Source organism: Pseudomonas sp. NBRC 111139, assembly GCF_001753955.1.
Taxonomy (GTDB): domain Bacteria; phylum Pseudomonadota; class Gammaproteobacteria; order Pseudomonadales; family Pseudomonadaceae; genus Aquipseudomonas; species Aquipseudomonas alloputida.
The window spans coordinates 1-20,125 of record NZ_BCBP01000046.1 but is presented as its reverse complement, the minus strand read 5'-3'; the positions used below and the strand labels follow the sequence as shown (position 1 = coordinate 20,125).

Here is a 20,125-nt window from a genome sequence, read left to right as displayed (position 1 = left end):
ACATGACCCGACCAGCCCGCTCGAAACTCGCCCGCCTGTTGTATGGAATCCTGGCCTACGTGAGCCTCGGGGTGGGCCTGGTCGCCATTGTGATTCCTGGCTTGCCGACCACCGAGTTCATCCTGCTGGCCGCCTGGGCCGCCACGCGCAGCTCACCGCGCCTGTCGGCATGGCTGGAGAACCACCGGCTGTTCGGGCCAATTCTGCATAACTGGCGCAACGGCAAAGTGATCCAGCGCCGGGCCAAGGTCAGCGCAACCATCAGCATGCTGCTGTGCGCGGGCCTGATGCTGACCTTTCTGGAACATCACTGGCCGGTATTCCTGGCAATCGCCGGCATGACCCTGGGCAACCTGTGGATCTGGTCACGCCCGGAACACGCCTGCCCTGCCCCGTCACAAGCTCAGCAGCCCTGAATACAAGGCGTAGGCCGCCAGCGCGGCACCCACCAGCACGGCGGCGAAAATCAGCTTTTCCCAGGCCGTGAACAACGTCTGCCCCTGCTCATGCTTGGCCCTCGCGAACAAGATGACGCCGGGGGCGTACAGCAGCGCCGAAAGCAGCAGGTACTTGAGCCCGCCGGCATACAGCAGCCACACGGCATACAGCAGGGCAACCAGCGCCACCAGCAGGTCCTTGCGCCGCAACCTCGGCTGCCCGGCATAGGTTTCTGCGCGCATCGCCAGCAGCACGGCATACGCCGCAGACCACAGGTAGGGCACCAGGATCATCGACGAGGCCAGGTAGATCAGACTGGTGTACGTACCGGCGGAGAACAGCGTAATCAGCAGGAAACCCTGAATCATGCAGTTGGTCAGCCACAGAGCGTTAGCCGGCACATGGTTGGCGTTTTCCTTGGCCAGAAAGCGCGGCATGGTCTTGTCCCGCGCCGTGGCGTAGAGGATTTCGGCACACAACAACGCCCATGAAAGCAAGGCGCCAAGCAGCGAGACCGCCAGGCCGAGGCTGATCAGCAAGGCGCCCCAAGGGCCGACGATATGCTCCAGCACCGAGGCCAGTGAGGGGTTCTGCAGCCCGGCCAGTTCCGGTTGGGTCATGATGCCCAGCGACAGCACGTTGACCAGCACCAGCAGCGCCAGCACACCCAGAAAACCGATGACCGTGGCCTTGCCCACGTCTGACCGACGCTGGGCACGCCCGGAATACACGCTGGCGCCCTCTATGCCGATGAACACGAATACGGTCACAAGCATCATATTGCGCACCTGCTCCAGCACGCTGCCGAATTGTGGGTTGCTCAAGCCCCAGATATCCCGGGTGAAGATATCGGCGCGGAAGGCAAATGCAGCGATCACCACGAAAATCAGCAAAGGCACCACTTTGGCGACGGTGGTGACCTGGTTGATGAAGGCCGCCTCCTTGATGCCGCGCAGTACCAGGAAGTGCACCGACCACAGCAGCAACGAGGCACATCCGATGGCGATGGGCGTGTTGCCTTCGCCGAACACCGGGAAGTAGAAACCCAGGGTGCTGAACAGCAGTACGAAGTAGCCGACATTGCCCAGCCAGGCGCTGATCCAGTAGCCCCAGGCCGAGGAAAAGCCCATGTACTCGCCAAAGCCGGCCTTGGCGTAGGCATATACCCCTGAGTCCAGTTCCGGCTTGCGGTTGGCCAGGGTCTGGAACACGAAAGCCAGGGCCAACATGCCGACAGCGGTGATCCCCCAGCCGATCAGCACTGCACCCACATCAGCACGCGCGGCCATGTTCTGCGGTAGCGAGAAGATCCCGCCGCCAATCATCGACCCGACCACCAGCGCGATCAGCGCGCCCAGGCGCAGCTTCTGTCCCGGTTCGCTCATGAGCCTCCCTTTCTTCCAGCCCTGTCATGCGTTTGAAACAGCCTTGCTGGCTATATAAATACCGTTACTTATACTGAAGCCGTGCGCCCAACCTATATCACTAATAACTGCTTTGTCTATGTACCTGCTCCCTCAAAACTAGCAGCAGTCCAGCAACTAGAAAAGAAACTGATAAAACTCGAAATTCTTGTGAAAAATTTGCTAAAGCGGCAAAAGCGGCTAATTTCAAGCTTCGCAGGCTGAACAGAGCGTTTGCTCTAGAAGGACATGGAGGTGCCAGCACACAAGGCCTGCAGCTCAAGCTGTCGGCACTCTCCAGGAGCACCCGTGAAGGAAATTTCCTACCTTCACGTCGCCTTAAACTGACGTAAGTCAGGTCAAGGCAACGGCGTCGGATCTATTCTGTCGTCAACTTTCTCCTGGCAGGAGTTGTTAAATGTCTGATTCATCCGGAAAACTAAAGCTCGGCGCATTAGTTGCACTTGTCGTCGGTTCGATGATTGGCGGCGGGATCTTCTCGCTGCCGCAAAACATGGCCGCCAGCGCAGGGGTTGGGGCCGTGCTGATCGGTTGGGGGATCACCGCGGTCGGCATGCTGACCCTGGCTTTCGTGTTCCAGACCCTGGCCAACCGCAAGCCTGACCTGGATGGCGGGGTGTATGCCTATGCCAAGGCCGGCTTCGGCGACTACATGGGCTTTTCCTCGGCCTGGGGCTACTGGATCAGTGCCTGGCTGGGCAACGTCGGCTACTTCGTACTGCTGTTCAGCACCCTGGGTTACTTCTTCCCGATCTTCGGTGAAGGCAACACCCCAGCCGCCATCATTGGCGCATCGATCCTGTTGTGGGCGGTGCACTTTCTGGTACTGCGCGGCATCAAGGAGGCAGCCTTCATCAACCTGGTCACCACTGTGGCCAAAGTGGTGCCGCTGGTGCTGTTCGCCCTGATCTGCCTGTTCGCCTTCAGGCTCGACATCTTCACCGCCGATATCTGGGCCGTAGGCACGCCAGAGCTTGGCAGCGTCATGAACCAAGTGCGCAACATGATGCTGGTTACCGTGTGGGTATTCATCGGCATCGAGGGCGCGAGCATCTTCTCGGCGCGGGCGGAAAAACGCACCGACGTGGGCAAGGCAACGGTGATCGGCTTCGTGACCGTGCTGCTGTTCCTGGTGTTGGTCAACGTGCTGTCGCTGGGCATCATGACTCAACCGGAACTGGCCAAGCTGCAGAACCCATCGATGGCTGCCGTGCTGGAGCATGTGGTCGGCCACTGGGGGGCGGTGCTGATCAGCGTCGGCCTGGTCATCTCGCTGCTCGGGGCGCTGCTGTCGTGGGTGCTGTTGTGCGCCGAGATCATGTTCGCCGCAGCCAAGGACCACACCATGCCGGAGTTCCTGCGCCGCGAGAACGCCAAACAGGTACCGGCCAACGCCCTGTGGCTGACCAACGCCATGGTGCAGATCTTTCTGGTCATCACGCTGTTCTCAAGCAGCACCTACCTGTCTCTGATCTACCTCGCCACCTCGATGACCCTGGTGCCCTACCTGTGGTCGGCCGCCTATGCGTTCTTGCTGGCACTGCGCAGCGAAACCTACGAACAGGCCCTGGCCGAACGCAAGAAGGACCTGATCATCGGTGGCATCGCCCTGTTGTACGCCATCTGGCTGCTGTACGCCGGCGGCGTGAAATACCTGCTGCTCTCTGCCCTGCTCTACGCACCTGGCGCCATCCTGTTCGCCAAGGCCAAGCGTGAGGTGGGCAAACCGGTCTTCACCAACGTGGAAAAACTGATCTTCGCAGCCGTGGTCATTGGCGCCCTGGTGGCAGCCTTTGGCCTGTATGACGGCTTCCTGACCCTTTGACCCACGTCTTCGCTCAATTGGAGGAATGAAACCATGTCCGCTGAAAAACAGAAGTACGGTGTCCACTCCGAAGCCGGCAAACTGCGCAAAGTGATGGTTTGCGCACCGGGCCTGGCGCACAAGCGCCTGACGCCGAGCAACTGTGACGAACTGCTGTTCGACGATGTGATCTGGGTCGACCAGGCCAAGCGTGACCATTTCGACTTCGTCACCAAGATGCGCGAGCGTGGTGTGGATGTGCTGGAGATGCACAACCTGCTGACCGATATCGTGCAGAACAAAGAGGCGCTCAAGTGGATCCTCGACCGCAAGATCACCCCTGATACCGTCGGCGTAGGCCTGACCAACGAAGTGCGCAGCTGGCTCGAAGGCCTGGAGCCACGCCACCTGGCCGAATTCCTGATCGGCGGCGTGGCAGGCCAGGACCTGCCGCAGAGCGAAGGCGCCGAAGTCGTGAAGATGTACAACGACTACCTGGGCCACTCCAGCTTCATCCTGCCACCCCTGCCCAACACCCAATTCACCCGCGACACCACCTGCTGGATCTACGGCGGCGTGACGCTGAACCCGATGTACTGGCCGGCGCGTCGCCAGGAAACCCTGTTGACCACCGCCATCTACAAGTTCCACAAGGCGTTCACCGAGGCCGACTTCCAGGTGTGGTATGGCGACCCGGACAAGGACCATGGCAATGCCACCCTCGAAGGCGGTGATGTGATGCCGATCGGCAATGGCATCGTGCTCATCGGCATGGGTGAGCGCACCTCGCGCCAGGCCATCGGCCAGCTCGCGCAAAACCTGTTCGCCAAGGGCGCCGTCAAGGAAGTGATCGTCGCCGGCCTGCCAAAGTCCCGCGCCGCCATGCACCTGGACACTGTCTTCAGCTTCTGCGACCGCGACCTGGTCACGGTCTTCCCGGAAGTGGTGAAAGAGATTGTGCCATTCATCATCCGCCCGGACGAAAGCAAGCCTTACGGCATGGATGTACGCCGCATCAACAAGTCGTTCATCGAAGTGGTGGGCGAGCAACTGGGTGTCAAGCTGCGCGTGGTCGAGACCGGCGGCAACAGCTTCGCCGCCGAGCGCGAACAGTGGGATGACGGTAACAACGTGGTGGCCATCGAGCCGGGCGTGGTCATTGGCTACGACCGCAACACCTACACCAACACCCTGCTGCGCAAGGCCGGCATCGAGGTCATCACCATCAGCGCCGGCGAACTGGGCCGGGGCCGTGGCGGCGGCCACTGCATGACCTGCCCTATCGTGCGCGACCCGATCGACTACTAACGACCATTACGCCCGGCCGCACCCATGAAGTGGCGGCCGGGACATCACCGAACTCAAGGAGAAACTGTCATGGCGTTCAACATTCACAACCGCAACTTGCTCAGCCTGGAACACCACACCACCCGCGAGTTGCGCTACCTGCTGGACCTGTCCCGCGACCTCAAGCGCGCCAAGTACACGGGCACCGAGCAGCAGCACCTGAAGGGCAACAACATCGCCCTGATCTTCGAAAAAACCTCCACCCGTACCCGTTGTGCCTTCGAAGTCGCAGCCTATGACCAAGGCGCCAACGTCACCTACATCGACCCCAACTCCTCGCAGATCGGCCACAAGGAAAGCATGAAGGACACCGCCCGTGTGCTCGGGCGCATGTATGACGCCATCGAGTACCGTGGCTTCAAGCAGGAAATCGTCGAAGAGCTGGCCAAGTTCGCCGGCGTGCCGGTGTTCAACGGCCTGACCGACGAATATCACCCCACCCAGATGATCGCCGACGTGCTGACCATGCGTGAGCACAGCGACAAGCCGCTGCACGACATCAGCTACGCCTACCTGGGCGATGCCCGCAACAACATGGGCAACTCGCTGCTGCTGATCGGCGCCAAGCTGGGCATGGATGTGCGCATCGCCGCGCCCAAGGCACTGTGGCCGCACGACGACCTGGTCGAGCGCTGCAAGCAGTACGCTGAAGAAAGCGGCGCACGCATTACCCTCACCGAAGACCCGAAAGCCGCGGTCAAGGGTGTCGACTTTGTGCATACCGACGTGTGGGTATCGATGGGCGAGCCGATCGAAGCCTGGGGTGAGCGCATCAAGCAGCTCAAGCCTTATCAGGTGAATGCCGAACTGATGAAGTCCACCGGCAACCCGCGGACCAAGTTCATGCACTGCCTGCCGGCATTCCACAACTCCGACACCAAGGTAGGCAAGCAGATCGCCGAACAATACCCGGACCTGGCCAACGGCATCGAAGTGACCGATGACGTGTTCGAATCGCCAGCGTGCATCGCCTTTGAGCAGGCGGAAAACCGCATGCACACGATCAAGGCGATCCTGGTATCGACCCTGGCTGATCTGTAAGGGCTGTCTCGATAGCGCGGCCACCCCGCCCTTGTGTGTGTGTAGGAGCGGGTTCACCCGCGAAGGCGTCGGCAGCTCCAACAGCCTTACCTGGGCTGACGCATTCGCGGGTAAACCCGCTCCTACACCGGGGAGCGGTGCCGTCCGAGCGCAGCGTCCCCTCTTTCATCAAAGGACATTACCATGCGTATCGTTGTTGCATTGGGCGGCAACGCCCTGCTTCGTCGCGGCGAGCCCATGACCGCTGACAACCAGCGCGCCAATATCCGCACCGCCACCGAACAGATCGCCAAGATTCACCCTGGCAACGAGCTGGTCATCGCCCACGGCAACGGCCCGCAAGTGGGTCTGCTGTCGCTTCAGGCCCTGTCGTACAAGCCAGACGAGGCCTACCCGCTGGACGTGCTGGGTGCCGAGACCGAGGGCATGATCGGTTACATGATCGAACAGGAACTGGGCAACCTGCTGGACTTTGAAGTGCCGTTCGCCACCCTCCTGACCCAGGTGGAAGTGGACGCCAACGACCCTGCCTTCAAGGACCCGACCAAGTTCATCGGCCCGGTCTACAGCAAGGAAGAGGCCGAGCGCCTGGCCAAGGAAAAGGGCTGGATGGTCAAGGCCGACGGCGACAAGTACCGCCGCGTGGTAGCCAGCCCGAAACCCAAGCGCATCTTCGAAATTCGCCCGATCAAGTGGCTGCTGGAAAAAAGCAGCATCGTGATTTGCGCAGGCGGTGGCGGCATCCCCACCCTGTACGATGAAAACGGCAAGCTCAAAGGCATCGAGGCAGTGATCGACAAAGACCTGTGCTCGGCGCTGCTGGCCGAGCAATTGGAAGCCGACCTTCTGATTATCGCCACCGACGTCGATGCAGCCTACATTGACTGGGGCAAACCGACGCAGAAGGCCATCGCCCAGGCCCACCCGGACGCGTTGGAAACGCTGGGGTTTGCCGCCGGCTCCATGGGGCCGAAGGTGCAGGCTGCCTGCGACTTTGCCCGCAACACCGGCAAGGTGGCGGTGATCAGTTCGCTGGAGAACATCGAAGGCATCGTCAAAGGCAAAGCCGGCACTCGGGTTTCCACCGAGAAGCCGGGGATCAGCTACCGTTGAATGCAGTCGGCGGGCTTACGCGGCCCGCCATTTTCGACCTTCCAAAGGAGATAGCCATGGCCCAGTATCAGCCTGGTCATGTACACATCGAGCGCTCTGCGCTGAACAACGCCGACCACAGCTATGACCTGAACATCGAGTACGAAGCTGTGTCGGACCCCAAGGAAGGCAGAGGCATTCAGTTCCACATGCATGGCAGCATCGAAGGCAAAACGGTGGAAGAAAAGTTCTTCCTGGCCAAGGACCAGGCCTTGCCCAGCTTCCTCATGCTGCTGACCCGCAAGGCGCAGTCGTATCTGGCGCCGCCGAAAAAATTCGAGACCCTGAGTTCGCCGCACAAGCTCTATGACCATATGTTTGCGGACATCCGCGAAAAGCTCGACGTGAAATCGGGCGACCCGATCAAACCTGAACATCTGGAGTGACCCTTTTCGCGAGCAAGCCCGCCCCCGCATGGACAGCAGCAACCCTGTGGCAGTGGGAGCGGGCGCGACCGCGAATGCGCCACCGCCGACCTTGGGCCTGAACCCCGTCTCAGGGCATACTGGCGGCCTCCGTTGCCAACTGTTCGAACCCCATGCGCATCCACGTCAGCTTCATCGACCGCGTCGGCATCACCCAGGAAGTCCTCGCCCTGCTCGGTGCCCGCAACCTCAACCTGGACGCCGTGGAGATGGTCCCGCCGAACGTCTACATCGACGCCCCCACCCTCAGCCCCGCCGTACTTGAAGAACTGCACGACGCGCTGTTCGAAGTACACGGCGTGCAATCGGTGGACGTGGTCGACATCCTCCCCGGCCAGCGCCGCCACCTGCAGCTCGATGCCCTGCTGGCCGCCATGAGCGACCCGGTGCTGGCGGTGGACAGCGCAGGCCTGGTGCTGTTGGCCAACCCGGCGCTGATCGAACTGTGCGGCCGCGAATCTGCCGGGCGCTCGGTGGGTGAGCTGTTTGGCGATCCCGCGCTGCTGCAAGCGCTGCTGGATAACAACTTCCACCTGCCCATGCGCGAAATGCAGCTGAACGGCCATAGCCTGCTGCTGGACGCCATGCCGATTACCAACGCCGGTGGCCTGCTGACGCTGTACCCCCCCTCGCGCATGGGCGAACGCCTGTCGGCCTTGCACCACGACCACGCCGAAGGCTTCGATGCCTTGCTTGGCGAGTCGCCGGCCATCCGCACCCTCAAGGCCCGCGCCTTACGCGTGGCTGCGCTCGATGCGCCGCTGCTGGTGCATGGCGAGACCGGCACCGGCAAAGAACTGGTCGCCCGCGCCTGCCATGCCGTCAGCAGCCGCCATGCGGCCCCGTTCCTGGCGCTGAACTGCGCCGCGCTGCCCGAGAGCCTGGCCGAAAGCGAGCTGTTCGGCTACGCGCCCGGGGCCTTTACCGGCGCGCAACGAGGTGGCAAGCCTGGGCTGATGGAACTGGCCAACCAGGGCACCGTGTTTCTCGATGAAATTGGTGAAATGTCGCCCTACCTGCAGGCCAAGCTGCTGCGTTTTCTCAGCGATGGCAGCTTCCGCCGGGTGGGTGGCGACCGTGAGGTGAAGGTGGATGTGCGCATCATCAGCGCCACCCACCGCGATCTGGAGCGCATGGTCGCCGAAGGCAGCTTTCGCGAAGACCTGTTCTACCGCCTGAACGTGCTTAACCTGGAGGTACCGCCGCTTCGCGACCGTGGCCAGGACATCCTGATGCTGGCGCACTTCTTCATGCAGCAGGCGTGCACGCAGATCCAGCGCCCAGCCTGTCGGCTGACCCCCTCCACCCATTCGGCACTGCTGGCCAACCCTTGGCCGGGCAATGTGCGCCAATTGCAGAACGTGATCTTTCGCGCCGCGGCTATCTGCGAGGGCAACCTGGTGGATATCGGCGACCTGGACATCGCCGGCACCTCGGTGGCACGCGGGCAAGATGGCGAAGTGGCCAGCCTGGAACAGGCTGTAGGTGATTTCGAGCGCGAGCTGTTACAGCGCTTGTATGCCAGCTACCCGTCAACACGGCAACTGGCCGGGCGCTTGCAAACTTCGCACACGGCTATCGCGCAGAGGCTGCGTAAATATGGAATACCCGGGAAACCATGACGGCTGTGGTCAAAACCCATAATTGAATCGGACTTTTCCTAGCCGCTCAGCCACATGTGACTGGAGTGCTCCCCGTAGAATGGCGACATTGCAATTTTGCTTGTCACCCTGAACGAAGAGTACCCTGATGTTCGAACTCGATTTTTACGGGACACTGGTAGCCGCCTCGTTGGTACTGCTACTGGGACGCGGCCTGGTTGCACGCATTGGTTTCCTGCGCGCATACAATATCCCGGAGCCTGTTGCAGGCGGCCTGGTCGTTGCCCTGTTACTCCTGGCATTGCGCAGTTTCGATGTACACGTCCAATTCGATACCTCGTTGCAAACACCGTTGATGCTGGCATTCTTCGCTACCATCGGCTTGAGTGCAGACTTCGCAAGCCTGAAGAAGGGGGGACGCGTGGTCGCCGTATTCCTTTTGGTGGTGACGGGTTTGCTAATGGTTCAGAACGCCATGGGCATCGGCCTGGCAACAGCACTGGGGCTCGACCCGCTGATGGGCCTGCTGGCCGGTTCGATCAGCTTGTCGGGTGGCCACGGTACAGGCGCAGCCTGGGGCGCGACCTTCACTGAGCGGTTCGGCCTGGCTTCGGCTTCGGAACTGGCAATGGCCTCTGCCACTTTCGGCCTGGTGTTGGGCGGTTTGATCGGTGGGCCAGTCGCCCGGTTGCTAATCAAACGGGTCGAAACACCTGGCGTACAAGAAGAAGCACCGCAGTTACCCAAGGGCTTTGAACAACCCGACAAAGAGCGCCTGATCACATCGTTTTCATTTATAGAAACCTTGGCACTTATTGCGGTCAGCTTACTGACGGGCACATTACTTAATGGCTTGTTGAAAGGCACAGCATTCGAACTGCCGACCTTCGTTTGCGTACTCTTCGTCGGTGTAGTGTTGCGCAATGGGCTTCGGGCTTTAGGCGTTTACAAAGTATTCGAACGGGAAGTGTCGGTACTGGGCAATGTGAGTTTGTCCCTGTTCCTGGCCATTGCCTTGATGTCGCTCAAGTTGTGGGACCTGGCAGCCCTGGCGTTACCCTTCTTTACCTTGTTGGCCGCGCAGACACTGGTCATGGCGCTGTTCGCAATCTTCGTGACGTTCAAGGTAATGGGGCGCAACTACGATGCAGCAGTCCTGGCTGCTGGCCACTGTGGCTTCGGCCTGGGTGCAACACCGACAGCCATCGCCAACATGCAAGCGGTGACACAACGCTTTGGTGCCTCGCACCTTGCCTTCCTGGTGGTGCCGATGGTGGGGGCGTTCTTCATCGACATCATCAATGTCATCGTGATCAAGCTGTACCTGGCATTGCCCTGGTTTGTTGCGGGTTAAGCGATCTCACGCTCCCCTTGAATGACATCGTTCTGAGTGGCGTGGGGCCTGCCGGTACAGCCTACCAACGCAGCATGCGGGGGCCCCACCAGGCACCGAATACCGTCGGCACGAGCATGCCTAGGACATACCACACACCCCAGAACGGTACGCCCATTTCCGGACAATGCAGGCAGTAGGCAACCGTTGCGGTCGAGCCCGCCAGCAGGCCACCGGCAGCGCCCGCTTGCCGTAACCGGGTGGGCGCCAGACCTTTCAGCGCCCAGAACACGGTGACAAAGGCCGGCACCGACAGCAACGTGATATTCAGTGCGCAGGTACGCCATGTGCGCCCGAACAACAGGTCGGCGCGCGCCTCCACAGGCGCCCCGGCGATACTCACCGCCGCCCCGCACCAGACCAGCAGCAGTGGCAAGCCAAGCATCTTCCAGCCTGCAGCGCCCTTCCCTCCTGGCCTGGCCAAGCGGCTCGTCAACCACAGCCCGATCAACGCCAAGCTGGTTGGAAAGGCGACTTTGCCCCAGAACAACGGGGTTTGTGCGACCTCTGTGATATCACTGCGTACACCGTAAAGGGTAATTGTCAGCAGCAGTGCGGCGGTCAGCCCGCCCAGCACAGCCACTGCCATCCGATTGCAAACGGCGTGGCGCGGTACTGGCCCTTCGCCTGCAGCCAGCAAGGCGATCAAATCGTCAGTCTTCATGGTTGTTGGCTCCTCCAATCAGCCTGGATAGCGCTTTCAGACCTCGATGTATCCCCACCTTTACCGCTGAACTGGAAAGCCCGGTAAGTTGTGCCGTCTCCTCGACGGACAACCCCTCCAGCTTGACATGAACAATCGGCAGTCGTTGCCGCTCTGGCAGTTGCTTGAGCAGCTTGGTCAGGTCTCGGCTGGCCTCGGCTGATTCAACCTCCGAGACGGCAAACAGTTGCGCATCATCGTCCAGCACATCATGCCGGGCGTCGCGACGTGAAACACTTCGCAGATGATCCGCCAGCTTGTAACGGGCGATCGCCTGCACCCAGGCGGTCAACGGCTGCTGCGGCTGGTACGTGTGGCGCGCGTTATGCACCGCCAGCAGCACATCCTGCACCATGTCCTCTATCTCGGCCGGGCGCCTGCTCAGACGGCTGCGCAGAAACGCACGTACATGCAGCGCAAGCGTGCCAAGAAAATCCTGATAGGCCAGCTGGTCGCCTGTCAGCCCCCGAAGCAACAGTGCTTTCAACCGGGCCTCGCGAGCCTCGAGCTCATCCTGTGAGTTAGTTCGCTGCATGGGTCGCCTGGGTTACACCCTGAATACAATTGACTTGATTCATCCGCTCCCGGCGTGTGGCACGCAGGTGCTGCAAATATGCCATGCCCTTGGCTTCAACATCAGGTCGTGAAGACACGCCCTGAAAAAATTTCTTCCAAGGCTGTAACCCGTTTTACGCAAGGCACGAATTACTCCATGAGCCGCCGGTAAAGACCACGGCCACATTCTCAGGAGATTGACCCATGAAAACCCTCGCCCTCACCACTGCAGCACTCGCTCTCGCCTCGCTTGCAGGCGTTGCCATGGCGGCCGACAGCACGCAACCCGCAGGCAGTGGCGCTGCCATGGAGAAATGCTACGGCGTCGCCATGGCAGGAAAGAACGATTGCAAGGCCGGCGCCGGTACCAGCTGCGCCGGCAGTGCGAAGAAGGACTACGACGGCATGCACTGGAAAAACGTCCCCGCCGGCACCTGCACATCGATCAAGACACCTGCCGGCATGGGCTCGCTGACACCTCAAAAGTCTTGATCAGGGGAAACCGACCATGAACGCAGACGCACGAATGGGCGCCGGAATCAGCCTGAAGGCCGAGCACTACGACCAGGCGCTGGCGTGCAATCTCGAAGGGCTCTGGTTTGAGGTTCACCCGGAGAACTACATGGTCGGTGGCCCTCGCCTTGCCTGGCTGAACCGAATCGCAGCACTTCACCCGGTCTCATTGCATGGTGTAGCACTTTCGCTTGCGGCTGACGCGCCCCCCGATCAGGACCATTTGCAGCGTCTGCGCGCACTGTGCGATCAGATCGAACCGGTACTTGTGTCAGAGCACCTGGCCTGGTCCACCTGGCAGGGGCACTACCATCCAGACCTGCTGCCATTTCCCCGCAGCAAAGAAGCCCTGCAGCGCATCGCTGAAAACATCCAGCGATGCCAGGAGGTATTGGGCCGGCGTATATCCATCGAAAACCCCAGTCATTACTTGCAGCTGCAGGGCCATGACTGGGACGAGATCGACTTTCTTGACGAACTGACACGTCGCACCGGTTGTGGCCTGCTGCTGGACATCAACAACGTCTATGTGAGTGCTCACAATCTGGGGTTTTCGGCAACTGCCTACCTGGACCGCTTTCCAGCGCAAGCCATCACAGAAGTTCATCTGGCCGGGCACAGCGATGATGACCAAGGCAGCCTGTTGATCGACTCTCATGATGCACAGGTGGCCGAGCCTGTGTGGGCGCTGTACCGCCAACTGGTTTCCCGTGTCGGCCCGCGCCCGACACTTATTGAACGTGACGACAAGCTTCCCCCGTTCACCGAGCTGCTTGCTGAACGGTCCATCGCACAGTCGATCATGTCTTGCCCAGGTGTATTGCCATGAACCTTTCCCTTGGTCAGTTCCAGCAAGCGTTCATCGAGGCGCTCTATTCCCGTCCTGCTCCCGAGCTTTCAGGAGTGACCGAACAGGCGGCGTTCGCGGTCTATCGCAACACGGTGCTGGCCGGCTGCGTGGATGCGCTGCGCGCAAACTTTCCGAGCGTGTGCACACTCGTCGGGCGCGCCTGGATGGATGAGACCGCGGCAGTTTACGCGCGGCAATTCCCCCCCAGCGATCCCCGGCTGATCTGCTATGGCGCAACCTTCCCGGATTTCCTCGAAGACATTCAGTCACAGCACGCTGTGCCGTATCTGGCGGATGTCGCCCGCCTGGACCTGCATTGGACAGAAGCCTTCAGCGCGCCGTACGAAACGTGCCTGAACCTTGTCGAACTGGCAGGCATGACCCCCAGCGATCTTGATCACGGTTGCTTGCCCCCCCGTGCCAGTGCTCGCTGGTACTGGTGCGAAACGCATCCTGTGTACACCCTGTGGCGCTGCGCCCGCGAGCAGGTTGCCTGGCCCCATGACCAGCCATGGGTGGGCGAAGGGGTGCTGTTTGTCGGCACCGCTGATGGCGTATGCCACCAGCCACTGGGAAAAGGTGGCCATGCGTTTCTCAAGGCCTGTGCGGCCGGACAGTCGCTGATGCAGGCCTCGGAACTGGCGCGACACGCTGAAACCGACCTGGATTTCACCGAGATGCTCGGGCGCCTGATGACAGCCCAGGCTTTTCGCCCACTCGCCTTCACAGGAGAACACCCTCATGGCTAGTGCCGACTTCACGCCCCCGGCCAGCAGCCTGCGGCGCGCCTGGAACCACATTGCACAGAGCCTCGAGCACCGTTTGAGCGATGACCTGTTGTGCCTGGTCGCCCGGTTCGGGATCGCCTCGGTATTCTTTCTTTCCGGACGCACCAAAGTGGAGGGTTTCCTCACCCTTACACCCAGCACCTATGAGCTGTTCCGCACCGAGTACGCGCTGCCGCTACTCTCACCCTGGCTTGCAGCGCACCTGGCCGCCTACGCTGAGCACTTGTTCCCGCTATTGCTGGTGCTCGGGCTGATGACCCGGCTATCAGCGCTGGCACTGCTGGGCATGACGTTGGTGATCGAAGTGTTCGTCTACCCCGATGCGTGGCCCACCCACCTGACCTGGGCGGGGCTCTTGCTGCTCCTGGTCGCACGTGGCGCCGGCGCGTTTTCGCTGGATCATATGCTGAAAGTGAGATGACCGGAGGCCATTGGCACCTGGCCTGTCGGACACCATATGTATCGTTTTCAATACGTCGTAACGAAAACGATACACACCCTCCTCGACGCGGGTGCACAAGGGTTTGATGCTCAAACCCTTTTCCTCCCCTGAGCACCTGTAACGATATCATTCCATACAAAAAATACGGCTTCTCCTCTTATTTACGTAACATATTGATAAATAATAAGTTTTATAGGTTGGCCGCATTATTGCTAAGGGAATCCTACCCTAAGAGCGCGGCGCCACCGCGCCCCCAACGCCCTGCTTCCCGAGGATTCCCCATGAGCGAGTTGCGTTTCACTGAAGATCACGAATGGCTGCGCGTCGAAGCCGATGGCAGCGTCACCGTGGGCATCACCGCCTACGCCCAGAATGCCCTGGGCGACGTGGTTTTCGTGCAACTGCCAGAGTTGCAGCAGTATGAGAAAGGCAGCGAAGCGTCCACCGTCGAATCGGTCAAGGCCGCCAGCGGCGTGTACATGCCACTGACGGGTGAAGTGGTCGAGGTCAACGGCCAGCTTGAAGACAGCCCGGAACTGGTCAACGAAGACCCGATGGGCGAAGGCTGGTTCTTCCGCTTCATCCCTGCCGATGCAGAAGCCGTCACCGCTCTGCTCGACCAGGACGCCTACGACCGCCTGCTCAAAGCCAACGACGACGCCTGAGGAATCCCGCCATGACCATCAACCTCGGCACCGCCAACGAATTCATCGCCCGTCACATAGGCCCGCGCGCCGCTGACGAACAGGCCATGCTCACTGCACTGGGCTTCGACTCGCTGGACGCCATGACCGCTGCGGTCATCCCCGACAGCATCAAAGGCACCAGCGTGCTTGGCTCGCACGACGGCCAGAGCGAGGCCGACGCACTCGCCGCACTCAAGGCCATCGCCGGCAAGAACCAGCTGTTCAAAAGCTACATCGGCCAGGGCTACTACAACACCCACACCCCGGCACCGATCCTGCGCAACCTGCTGGAAAACCCGGCCTGGTACACCGCCTACACCCCGTATCAACCAGAAATTTCCCAAGGCCGCCTGGAAGCGCTGCTGAACTTCCAGACCCTGATCAGCGACCTCACCGGCCTGCCGATCGCCAACGCCTCCTTGCTCGACGAAGCCACGGCTGCGGCCGAGGCCATGACCTTCTGCAAGCGCCTGTCGAAGAACAAGTCCAGCCATGCCTTCTTCGCCTCCGTGCATTGTCACCCGCAAACCCTTGACGTGCTGCGCACCCGTGCCGAGCCGCTGGGTATCGAGGTTGTGGTTGGCGACGAACGCGAGTTGGGCGACGTCAGCGCCTTCTTCGGCGCCCTGCTGCAATACCCGGCCAGCAACGGTGAAGTGTTCGACTACCGCGAGGTCGTGCAGCGCTTCCACGCGGCCAACGCCCTGGTCGCCGTAGCAGCAGACCTGCTGGCCCTGACCCTGCTGACCCCACCGGGCGAGTTCGACGCCGACGTGGCCATCGGCAGCGCACAGCGCTTCGGCGTGCCACTGGGCTTCGGTGGCCCGCACGCGGCTTACTTCGCCACCCGCGACGCGTTCAAGCGCGACATGCCTGGCCGCTTGGTCGGCGTGTCGATCGATCGCTTCGGCAAAACCGCCCTGCGTCTGGCCATGCAGACCCGCGAGCAGCACATCCGCCGCGAAAAGGCCACCAGCAACATCTGCACCGCCCAGGTGCTGCTGGCCAACATCGCCAGCATGTTCGCCGTGTACCACGGCCCTGCCGGCCTCAAGCGCATTGCCGAGCGCACCCATGCCCTGACCGCGATCCTCGCCGCCGGCCTGAAGGCGCTGGGCGTACAAGTGGTGGGCGCCAGCGCTTTCGATACCCTGACCCTGGCCACCGGCACTGCCACCGCCAGCCTGCATGACAAGGCACGCGCCCAGGGCATCAACCTGCGCCAGATCGATGCCGCCCATGTGGGCCTGTCTCTGGACGAAACCAGCACTCAGGCTGACGTCGAATCGCTGTGGCAGCTGTTGGGGGGCGAGCAGGCACAGCCTGACTTCACCGCACTGGCCGCCAGCACCGGTTCCCTGCTGCCTGCCGCCCTGCTGCGCCAGTCGGCCATCCTCGAACACCCGGTGTTCAACCGCTACCACAGCGAAACCGAGCTGATGCGCTACCTGCGCCGCCTGGCCGACAAGGACCTGGCGCTGGACCGCAGCATGATTCCGCTGGGCTCGTGCACCATGAAGCTGAACGCCGCCAGCGAGATGATCCCGGTCACCTGGGCCGAGTTCGGCAACCTGCACCCATTCGCCCCGGCCGAGCAGAGCCAGGGCTACCTGCAGATGACCACCGAGCTGGAGGCCATGCTGTGCGCGGCCACTGGCTATGATGCCGTGTCGCTGCAGCCCAACGCCGGCTCGCAGGGCGAATACGCCGGGCTGTTGGCGATCCGCGCCTACCACCGCAGCCGGGGTGAAGGCCACCGCGATATCTGCCTGATCCCGTCGTCGGCCCATGGCACCAACCCGGCCACCGCACACATGGCTGGCATGCGTGTCGTGGTTACCGCCTGTGACGCCCGTGGCAACGTCGATGTCGAGGACCTGCGCGCCAAAGCCATCGAGCACCGCGAGCGCCTGGCCGCAATCATGATCACCTACCCGTCGACCCACGGCGTGTTCGAGGAAGCGATCGGCGAAATCTGCGCGATCATCCACGACAACGGTGGCCAGGTGTACATCGACGGCGCCAACATGAACGCCATGGTCGGACTGTGCGCACCCGGCAAGTTCGGCGGCGACGTTTCCCACCTGAACCTGCACAAGACCTTCTGCATCCCGCACGGTGGTGGTGGCCCGGGCGTAGGCCCGATTGGCGTCAAGTCGCACCTGGCGCCGTTCCTGCCAGGCCATGCACAGCTGGAAAACACCCAAGGCGCGGTATGCGCTGCGCCGTTCGGTAGCGCCAGCATCCTGCCCATCACATGGATGTATATCCGCATGATGGGCGGTGCCGGCCTCAAACGTGCCTCGCAGATGGCAATCCTCAACGCCAACTACATCGCCCGCCGCCTGGAAGAGCACTATCCTGTTCTGTATACCGGCGGTAACGGCCTTGTGGCTCACGAGTGCATTCTCGACCTGCGCCCACTGAAGGACACCAGCGGCATCAGTGTCGACGACGTGGCCAAGCGGTTGATCGACTTCGGCTTCCACGCCCCGACCATGTCCTTCCCGGTGGCTGGCACGCTGATGATCGAACCGACCGAAAGCGAGTCCAAAGAAGAACTGGACCGCTTCTGCAACGCGATGATCCAGATCCGCGAAGAAATCCGCGCGGTGGAGGACGGTAGCCTGGACAAGGACGACAACCCGCTGAAAAACGCACCGCACACTGCGGCTGAGCTGGTTGGCGAATGGACCCATGGCTACAGCCGCGAGCAGGCGGTATACCCCCTGGCGAGCCTGGTGGAAGGCAAGTACTGGCCGCCGGTCGGCCGGGTCGACAACGTGTTCGGCGACCGCAACCTGGTGTGCGCCTGCCCGTCGATCGAGAGCTATCAGGACGCCTGATAGCCCCTCCCCGCCACCTGGCTTGGGTGGCGGGCTCTGTGTAGGCGCGGGTTCACCCGCGAATGCGAGGGTGGCTATACCGCCGCATTCGCGGGTAAACCCGCGCCTACAGGGCTCAACGTCCGCCCAACAAACTGGCAGGAGGTCAACATGTCACTGAGCGTCTTCGACCTGTTCAAGATCGGCATCGGTCCCTCCAGCTCCCACACGGTCGGCCCGATGCGCGCCGCTGCGCGGTTTGCCGAAGGGCTGCGCCGTGACGGCCTGCTGGCCCGCACCGCCAGCGTCAAAGCCGAGCTGTATGGCTCACTGGGCGCCACAGGCAAAGGCCACGGCAGTGACAAAGCCGTGCTGCTGGGCCTTGAAGGCGAACACCCGGACATTATCGACACCGACAGCATTCCCGCCCGCCTGCAGGTCATCCGCGACAGCGGACGCATCAACCTGCTGGGCGAACACAGCATTGCGTTCATCGAAAAGCAGCACCTGGCGATGATCCGCAAGCCGTTGGACTACCACCCCAACGGCATGATCTTCCGCGCGTTCGACGACGCAGGCCTGCAAATCCGAAGCCGCGAGTATTACTCGGTAGGCGGTGGTTTCGTGGTCGACGAGGACGCTGCCGGCCATGACCGCATCGTCGAAGACACCACGGTGCTGGCCTATCCGTTCAAGACCGCCAAGGCGCTCCTCGGCCACTGCACCGCGCATGACCTGTCGGTGAGCCAGGTCATGCTGGCCAACGAGACCGCCTGGCGCCCTGAAGCAGAAACCCGAGCCGGGCTGCTGCGCATCTGGCAGGTGATGCAAGATTGCGTCGCGGCAGGTTGCCAGCATGAGGGCATATTACCGGGAGGGCTCAAGGTCAAACGCCGCGCACCGGCCCTGTACCGCCAACTGAGCGGCCACCCGGAAGCCAGCCTGCGTGATGCCCTGTCAGTGCTCGACTGGGTCAACCTCTACGCCTTGGCGGTGAACGAGGAAAACGCCTACGGCGGTCGTGTGGTCACCGCCCCTACCAATGGTGCAGCGGGCATCGTCCCGGCAGTCCTTCACTACTACATGCGCTTCGTCCCCGGTGCCAGCGAGGACGGGGTGGTGCGCTTTCTGCTCACCGCCGCAGCCATCGGCATCCTGTACAAGGAAAACGCCTCCATCTCCGGGGCCGAAGTGGGCTGTCAGGGCGAGGTCGGCGTTGCCTGTTCGATGGCCGCCGGGGCGCTGTGCGAAGTGATGGGCGGTAGCGTGCAGCAGGTGGAGAACGCAGCCGAAATAGGCATGGAACACAACCTGGGCCTGACCTGCGACCCGATCGGCGGCCTCGTACAGGTGCCCTGTATCGAGCGCAATGCCATGGGCTCGGTGAAGGCCATCAACGCGGTACGCATGGCCCTGCGCGGCGACGGGCAGCACTACGTGTCGCTGGACAAGGTCATCCGCACCATGCGCCAGACCGGCGCCGACATGAAAAGCAAATACAAAGAGACCGCCCGTGGCGGCCTGGCCGTCAACATCATCGAATGTTGACCCAACAATGACAGCAAGGAGTCATCGATGTCCGAAACACTGCTCAAGACCCCACTGCATGCCTTGCACCTGGAACTGGGTGCACGCATGGTGCCGTTCGCCGGCTACGACATGCCGGTGCAGTACCCGCTGGGCGTGCTCAAGGAACACCTGCACACCCGCGAGCAGGCCGGCCTGTTCGACGTCTCGCACATGGGCCAGATCGTTCTGCGTGGCGCTGACGCCGCCAAGGCGCTGGAAAGCCTGGTACCGGTGGACATCATCGACCTGCCGGTGGGCATGCAGCGTTATGCCATGTTCACCAATGAGCAAGGCGGCATTCTCGACGACCTGATGGTGGCCAACCTGGGCGAGGACACCCTGTTCCTGGTAGTCAACGCCGCCTGCAAGGAGCAGGACCTGGCTCACCTGCAATCCCACATTGGCAACCGTTGCGAGGTGCAGCCGCTGTTCGAGGAGCGTGCCCTGCTCGCCCTGCAAGGCCCGGCTGCAGTCAAGGTGCTGGAACGCCTGGCTCCAGAAGTGGCCGGCATGACCTTCATGCAGTTCCGCCGAGTAACACTGCTGGGTGTGGACTGCTTCGTCAGCCG

18 protein-coding genes and 1 pseudogene are annotated in these 20,125 nt (G+C 61.8%); 16 read left to right on the top strand and 3 right to left on the bottom strand.

Going from position 1 to position 20,125, the window contains the following annotated elements:
• Positions 1–2: 2 nt before the first annotated feature.
• Complete coding sequence (locus BJQ17_RS18450; protein WP_003255065.1) at positions 3–416, top strand: YbaN family protein; 414 nt, start codon at positions 3–5, stop codon at positions 414–416.
• On the opposite strand, the gene arcD (BJQ17_RS18445) is transcribed toward BJQ17_RS18450, so the two are convergent.
• Complete coding sequence (gene arcD / locus BJQ17_RS18445) at positions 396–1,823, bottom strand: arginine-ornithine antiporter (RefSeq protein ID WP_003255067.1); 1,428 nt, start codon at positions 1,821–1,823, stop codon at positions 396–398. The genes BJQ17_RS18450 and arcD (BJQ17_RS18445) overlap by 21 nt on opposite strands.
• A gap of 436 nt (positions 1,824–2,259) precedes the next feature.
• Between arcD (BJQ17_RS18445) and arcD (BJQ17_RS18440) the strand changes: the two genes are divergently transcribed.
• The 7 genes from arcD (BJQ17_RS18440) (at position 2,260) to gltS (ending at position 10,586) form a co-directional block, all read left to right on the top strand.
• Complete coding sequence (arcD, locus tag BJQ17_RS18440; protein WP_070096424.1) at positions 2,260–3,687, top strand: arginine-ornithine antiporter; 1,428 nt, start codon at positions 2,260–2,262, stop codon at positions 3,685–3,687.
• 33 nt (positions 3,688–3,720) lie between these two features.
• Positions 3,721–4,974, top strand: coding sequence for an arginine deiminase (arcA, locus tag BJQ17_RS18435; protein ID WP_003255072.1), 1,254 nt, complete (start codon positions 3,721–3,723; stop codon positions 4,972–4,974).
• Between the two features lie 69 nt (positions 4,975–5,043).
• Complete coding sequence (locus tag BJQ17_RS18430) at positions 5,044–6,054, top strand: ornithine carbamoyltransferase (RefSeq protein ID WP_003255074.1); 1,011 nt, start codon at positions 5,044–5,046, stop codon at positions 6,052–6,054.
• 183 nt (positions 6,055–6,237) lie between these two features.
• Entirely contained in the window at positions 6,238–7,167 is a 930-nt protein-coding gene (gene arcC / locus BJQ17_RS18425; RefSeq protein WP_070096423.1) for a carbamate kinase, read from the top strand.
• A 56-nt stretch (positions 7,168–7,223) separates the two neighbouring features.
• Positions 7,224–7,592 (top strand): DUF5064 family protein, encoded by a 369-nt coding sequence (locus BJQ17_RS18420; RefSeq protein ID WP_003255077.1) that lies wholly within the window; start codon positions 7,224–7,226, stop codon positions 7,590–7,592.
• Between the two features lie 152 nt (positions 7,593–7,744).
• On the top strand, positions 7,745–9,253 hold the full coding sequence (locus BJQ17_RS18415) for a sigma-54-dependent transcriptional regulator (protein WP_003255078.1): 1,509 nt from the start codon (positions 7,745–7,747) through the stop codon (positions 9,251–9,253).
• 127 nt (positions 9,254–9,380) lie between these two features.
• Positions 9,381–10,586, top strand: a complete 1,206-nt coding sequence (gene gltS, locus BJQ17_RS18410; protein WP_003255079.1) for a sodium/glutamate symporter — start codon at positions 9,381–9,383, stop codon at positions 10,584–10,586.
• Positions 10,587–10,647: 61 nt separating this feature from the next.
• Here the strand turns inward: gltS and BJQ17_RS18405 are convergent, their stop codons facing one another.
• Both BJQ17_RS18405 and BJQ17_RS18400 read right to left on the bottom strand, forming a co-directional pair.
• Positions 10,648–11,289, bottom strand: a complete 642-nt coding sequence (locus tag BJQ17_RS18405; protein ID WP_003255080.1) for a DUF1109 domain-containing protein — start codon at positions 11,287–11,289, stop codon at positions 10,648–10,650.
• Complete coding sequence (locus BJQ17_RS18400; RefSeq protein WP_003255081.1) at positions 11,279–11,863, bottom strand: sigma-70 family RNA polymerase sigma factor; 585 nt, start codon at positions 11,861–11,863, stop codon at positions 11,279–11,281. Before BJQ17_RS18400 ends, BJQ17_RS18405 begins: the two co-directional genes overlap by 11 nt.
• A gap of 224 nt (positions 11,864–12,087) precedes the next feature.
• Here BJQ17_RS18400 and BJQ17_RS18395 point away from each other — a divergent pair, with 224 nt between their 5' ends.
• The 8 genes and pseudogenes from BJQ17_RS18395 to gcvT all read left to right on the top strand — a co-directional run.
• Positions 12,088–12,375 (top strand): DUF2282 domain-containing protein, encoded by a 288-nt coding sequence (locus tag BJQ17_RS18395; protein WP_003255083.1) that lies wholly within the window; start codon positions 12,088–12,090, stop codon positions 12,373–12,375.
• Between the two features lie 16 nt (positions 12,376–12,391).
• Positions 12,392–13,225 carry a DUF692 domain-containing protein gene (locus tag BJQ17_RS18390; RefSeq protein WP_004575649.1) on the top strand — a complete coding sequence of 278 codons (834 nt, stop codon included), beginning with the start codon at positions 12,392–12,394 and terminating at the stop codon, positions 13,223–13,225.
• Positions 13,222–13,995 (top strand): DNA-binding domain-containing protein, encoded by a 774-nt coding sequence (locus BJQ17_RS18385; protein ID WP_070096422.1) that lies wholly within the window; start codon positions 13,222–13,224, stop codon positions 13,993–13,995. The genes BJQ17_RS18390 and BJQ17_RS18385 overlap by 4 nt, the downstream gene beginning before the upstream one ends.
• On the top strand, positions 13,988–14,455 hold the full coding sequence (locus tag BJQ17_RS18380) for a DoxX family protein (RefSeq protein WP_004575651.1): 468 nt from the start codon (positions 13,988–13,990) through the stop codon (positions 14,453–14,455). Before BJQ17_RS18385 ends, BJQ17_RS18380 begins: the two co-directional genes overlap by 8 nt.
• 302 nt (positions 14,456–14,757) lie before the next feature.
• On the top strand, positions 14,758–15,141 hold the full coding sequence (gene gcvH / locus BJQ17_RS18375; RefSeq protein ID WP_003255087.1) for a glycine cleavage system protein GcvH: 384 nt from the start codon (positions 14,758–14,760) through the stop codon (positions 15,139–15,141).
• Positions 15,142–15,152: 11 nt separating this feature from the next.
• Entirely contained in the window at positions 15,153–18,008 is a 2,856-nt protein-coding gene (gcvP, locus tag BJQ17_RS18370) for an aminomethyl-transferring glycine dehydrogenase (protein ID WP_003255089.1), read from the top strand.
• A gap of 150 nt (positions 18,009–18,158) precedes the next feature.
• Complete coding sequence (locus tag BJQ17_RS18365; RefSeq protein WP_004575653.1) at positions 18,159–19,535, top strand: L-serine ammonia-lyase; 1,377 nt, start codon at positions 18,159–18,161, stop codon at positions 19,533–19,535.
• Between the two features lie 27 nt (positions 19,536–19,562).
• A pseudogene (gene gcvT / locus BJQ17_RS18360) lies at positions 19,563–20,125 on the top strand (glycine cleavage system aminomethyltransferase GcvT); the annotation flags it as partial.

Bases quoted from the DNA above. Each gene is read 5' to 3' on its own strand.
- BJQ17_RS18415 (WP_003255078.1), top strand. From the start codon at position 7,745: ATGCGCATCCACGTCAGCTTCATCGACCGCGTCGGCATCACCCAGGAA.
- BJQ17_RS18430 (WP_003255074.1), top strand. From the start codon at position 5,044: ATGGCGTTCAACATTCACAACCGCAACTTGCTCAGCCTGGAACACCAC.
- arcD (WP_070096424.1), top strand. From the start codon at position 2,260: ATGTCTGATTCATCCGGAAAACTAAAGCTCGGCGCATTAGTTGCACTT.
- BJQ17_RS18420 (WP_003255077.1), top strand. From the start codon at position 7,224: ATGGCCCAGTATCAGCCTGGTCATGTACACATCGAGCGCTCTGCGCTG.
- BJQ17_RS18405 (WP_003255080.1), bottom strand. From the start codon at position 11,289: ATGAAGACTGACGATTTGATCGCCTTGCTGGCTGCAGGCGAAGGGCCA.
- BJQ17_RS18390 (WP_004575649.1), top strand. From the start codon at position 12,392: ATGAACGCAGACGCACGAATGGGCGCCGGAATCAGCCTGAAGGCCGAG.
- BJQ17_RS18380 (WP_004575651.1), top strand. From the start codon at position 13,988: ATGGCTAGTGCCGACTTCACGCCCCCGGCCAGCAGCCTGCGGCGCGCC.
- arcA (WP_003255072.1), top strand. From the start codon at position 3,721: ATGTCCGCTGAAAAACAGAAGTACGGTGTCCACTCCGAAGCCGGCAAA.
- BJQ17_RS18365 (WP_004575653.1), top strand. From the start codon at position 18,159: ATGTCACTGAGCGTCTTCGACCTGTTCAAGATCGGCATCGGTCCCTCC.
- arcD (WP_003255067.1), bottom strand. From the start codon at position 1,823: ATGAGCGAACCGGGACAGAAGCTGCGCCTGGGCGCGCTGATCGCGCTG.
- gcvH (WP_003255087.1), top strand. From the start codon at position 14,758: ATGAGCGAGTTGCGTTTCACTGAAGATCACGAATGGCTGCGCGTCGAA.
- gcvP (WP_003255089.1), top strand. From the start codon at position 15,153: ATGACCATCAACCTCGGCACCGCCAACGAATTCATCGCCCGTCACATA.
- BJQ17_RS18450 (WP_003255065.1), top strand. From the start codon at position 3: ATGACCCGACCAGCCCGCTCGAAACTCGCCCGCCTGTTGTATGGAATC.
- BJQ17_RS18385 (WP_070096422.1), top strand. From the start codon at position 13,222: ATGAACCTTTCCCTTGGTCAGTTCCAGCAAGCGTTCATCGAGGCGCTC.
- BJQ17_RS18400 (WP_003255081.1), bottom strand. From the start codon at position 11,863: ATGCAGCGAACTAACTCACAGGATGAGCTCGAGGCTCGCGAGGCCCGG.
- BJQ17_RS18395 (WP_003255083.1), top strand. From the start codon at position 12,088: ATGAAAACCCTCGCCCTCACCACTGCAGCACTCGCTCTCGCCTCGCTT.
- arcC (WP_070096423.1), top strand. From the start codon at position 6,238: ATGCGTATCGTTGTTGCATTGGGCGGCAACGCCCTGCTTCGTCGCGGC.
- gltS (WP_003255079.1), top strand. From the start codon at position 9,381: ATGTTCGAACTCGATTTTTACGGGACACTGGTAGCCGCCTCGTTGGTA.